The sequence below is a fragment of the Lentzea sp. genome, assembly GCF_036380075.1.
Classification (GTDB): domain Bacteria; phylum Actinomycetota; class Actinomycetes; order Mycobacteriales; family Pseudonocardiaceae; genus Lentzea.
This window is the reverse complement of the sequence record NZ_DASVFL010000040.1, coordinates 1-2,683: the sequence shown is the minus strand read 5'-3', so window position 1 is coordinate 2,683 and position 2,683 is coordinate 1. Positions and strand designations below refer to the sequence as shown.

General features: G+C 71.4%; 4 protein-coding genes. 3 read left to right on the top strand and 1 reads right to left on the bottom strand.

Translation table 11 applies throughout. The features are described 5' to 3' along the window. A partial coding sequence (locus VF330_RS05300; RefSeq protein ID WP_330850355.1) for a sensor histidine kinase occupies positions 1 to 555 on the top strand: 555 nt, incomplete at its 5' end. 9 nt (positions 556 to 564) lie between these two features. Beyond that, positions 565 to 1,338, top strand: coding sequence for a (deoxy)nucleoside triphosphate pyrophosphohydrolase (locus VF330_RS05295; RefSeq protein ID WP_330850354.1), 774 nt, complete (start codon positions 565 to 567; stop codon positions 1,336 to 1,338). Here VF330_RS05295 and trpS read toward each other — a convergent pair. Next, positions 1,331 to 2,254: a tryptophan--tRNA ligase gene (gene trpS, locus VF330_RS05290; RefSeq protein WP_330850353.1), complete on the bottom strand. Its 924-nt coding sequence runs from the start codon at positions 2,252 to 2,254 to the stop codon at positions 1,331 to 1,333. The two genes, VF330_RS05295 and trpS, sit on opposite strands and share 8 nt — an antisense overlap. A 166-nt stretch (positions 2,255 to 2,420) precedes the next feature. Between trpS and VF330_RS05285 the strand changes: the two genes are divergently transcribed. After that, positions 2,421 to 2,683 (top strand): YciI family protein (locus VF330_RS05285; protein WP_330850352.1); only part of this gene is annotated, 263 nt, incomplete at its 3' end.

The following is a 2,683-nucleotide window of genomic DNA, read 5'->3' as shown; positions in this document are numbered from 1 at the left end:
GATCCGGACTTCTCCATCGAGGTGCTGGAGTCGGTGGTCGAGGAGTCGATCCGGCTCAGCGCCCTGGTCGACTCGTTGCTGATCCTGGCGCGGGCCGACACCGCGGCGCCGCCTCGGGCCGAGGCCGTGGACCTCGTGCTGGAGGCGGAGGCGGCGATCTCGCGGCTGGACACGGAGTTGCTGGTGCGGCTGAACGCTCCGCCGTCGGCCTGCCTCGTGTCGGCCACCCGGTCCGAGGTCGAGCTGGTGCTGGACAACCTGCTGCGCAACGCGGCCCGGTACGCGTTCTCCACGATCACGCTGACGCTGGTGCCGGTCGGGCGGGACGTGCGGTTGCTCGTGGACGACGACGGGCACGGGATTCCGGTGGAGCACCGGGCGAAGGTGTTCGACCGGTTCTACCGGGTCGAGGAGGACCGCGGGCGGCGCTCCGGCGGGTTTGGGCTCGGGCTCGCGCTGGTGGCGCACCTCGTGCGGCGGCGCGGGGGGTCGGTGCTGGCCGCCGAGTCGCCGGCCGGGGGTGCGCGTTTGGAGATCCGCTGGCCGTCCTGGTAGTCAACTCCGGTGCCAGAGTTGCGAGCGTCGGCGCTGGTCGACGCGCCTGTTGCCGTGGTCGCCGGAGCCCTGCTGGACACCGCGCTGATCAGCGGGTTCGGCGTGGAGGTCCCGGGACCGCTGCTGTGCCTGGGAGACGTGCTCACCGGGCCGCTCGGTGTGCGGCTGACGGTCACGCGGGCTGATTTGTCCGGTGTGTCGGCTGCCGGGGACTTCCTGGAGCTGCACACCGATCTCGTCGTCACCGGAGCGGGGACGCTGGTGGTCGACCGGGTCGGCTGGAAGTCCGTGCGCGGTCCGGTCGGACGGTTCGCGGACGTCACCGTCGCGCGCGGGATCGCGTTGCGGGTGCTGCGGAAGCGGTCGGCGTTGCTGGCGGCGCGGTGCGAACAGCTGCGCGAGGCGCGGGTCGTGGTCGGGGCGGCGATCGTCCGGGATGGACGGTTGCTGGCGCAGCAGCGGTCCTATCCGGAGAGTCAGGCGGGGCGGTGGGAACTGCCCGGCGGGCGGGTCGAGTCGGGGGAGAAGCCGGAGGAGGCGCTGGCCCGCGAGTGCGTCGAGGAGCTCGGGGTGGCCGTGACCGCCGGCGAGCAGGTCGGGCCGGACGTGCCGCTGCGCCGCGACCTGGTGCTGCGGATCTTCGCGGCGACGCTCGACGGCGGTGAGCCGGAGGCGTTGGAGCACAACGCCGTCCGGTGGCTCACCGCCGGCGAGCTGCCCGGTGTGGACTGGCTGCCGGCGGACCGGGTGCTGGTGCCGGCCCTTCAGGAGCTCCTCAACTGAGCCCGGACAGGCGAAGTGCCGCGTTCAGCCGGTGCTGCGCCCGGTCGCGCGCCCGTTCCGCGCCCGCCCGGCGGATGCGGTCGAGCTCGGCCGGGTCGGCGAGCAGCTCCAGCGTGCGGTCGCGGACGGGCCGCAGCTCCTCGATCACCGCCTCCGCCACGACGTTCTTGAGGTCGGCGAACCTGCTCGTGTAGTCCTCGGGCTCCTTGCCGGTGCAGGAGGCGAGGACCTCGGTCAGGTTCGCGATCCCCTCGGCCGACGAGACGGCCCGCTTCACCTTGCGCCGCACCAGGTCCGGTTCGTCGAGCACGAACACCACGCCCACCGAGCTCTGCGCGGACTTGTCCATCTTGCGCGCCGGGTCCGAAAGGTCCTTGATGCGCGCACCCACCTTCGGCACCACGGCCGTCGGCACGATGAACGCCTCGCCGTACGCGTGGTTGAAGCGGCGGGCCAGCGCCCGCGCCAGTTCGACGTGCTGGAGCTGGTCCTCGCCGACCGGCACCTCCGACGTGCCCTGCAGGAGGATGTCCGCCGCCATCAGCACCGGGTAGGTGAGCAGGCTCAGCCGCACCGACTCGCGCCCGAGCGACTTCTCCTTGAACTGGATCATCCGCGCGGCCTCGCCGTACGTGCAGGTGCACTCCAGGACCCAGTTGAGCGCTCCCAGCTCGCGGATCAGGTCGCTCTGCACGCACACGCTGGCGGGGTCGATGCCGGACGCCACGAGCACCGCGAGCTGCTCGCGCGTCATGGATCGCAGGCGTTGCGGGTTGTGCGAGGACGTCATCGCGTGCAGGTCGCTGATGAAGTAGACGTCCTCGTGGGTGCCCTCCCGCGCCCACGTCCGCAGGGCGCCGAGGTAGTTGCCCAGGTGGACCTGGCCGGAGGGGGTGATGGCCGAGAGCCGGATCATGGTTGGTCCTTTCGTGAGGACCGCCCGGACGAAACGCACAAAAAAGCCGCCCGTCGCGGGCGGCCTGTGTTCGCGTCAGCGCACAGCTACTCCGGCCGCCTGAAAGCGGCCCACCAGAAGGCGTTCATCGTGCGCACGGCACCGAGTATAGGTCTACCGTCAACGCATGTTCATCGTGCTGCTGAAGTACGACGCGCCACTCGAACAGATCGACTACGCCCTCCCCGACCACCGCACGTGGGTCGAGAAGCAGTACGAGCGAGGCCTGTTCCTCGCCTCGGGGCGCCAGGTGCCGAGGACGGGCGGCGTGATCATCACGCGGCCCATGCCCCGCGGCAAGCTCGAGGCGCTGCTCGCCACGGACCCGTGGGCCGAGCAGAAGCTCGTGAAGTACGAGATCTGCGAGTTCGAGGCGACGCGGACGGCGCC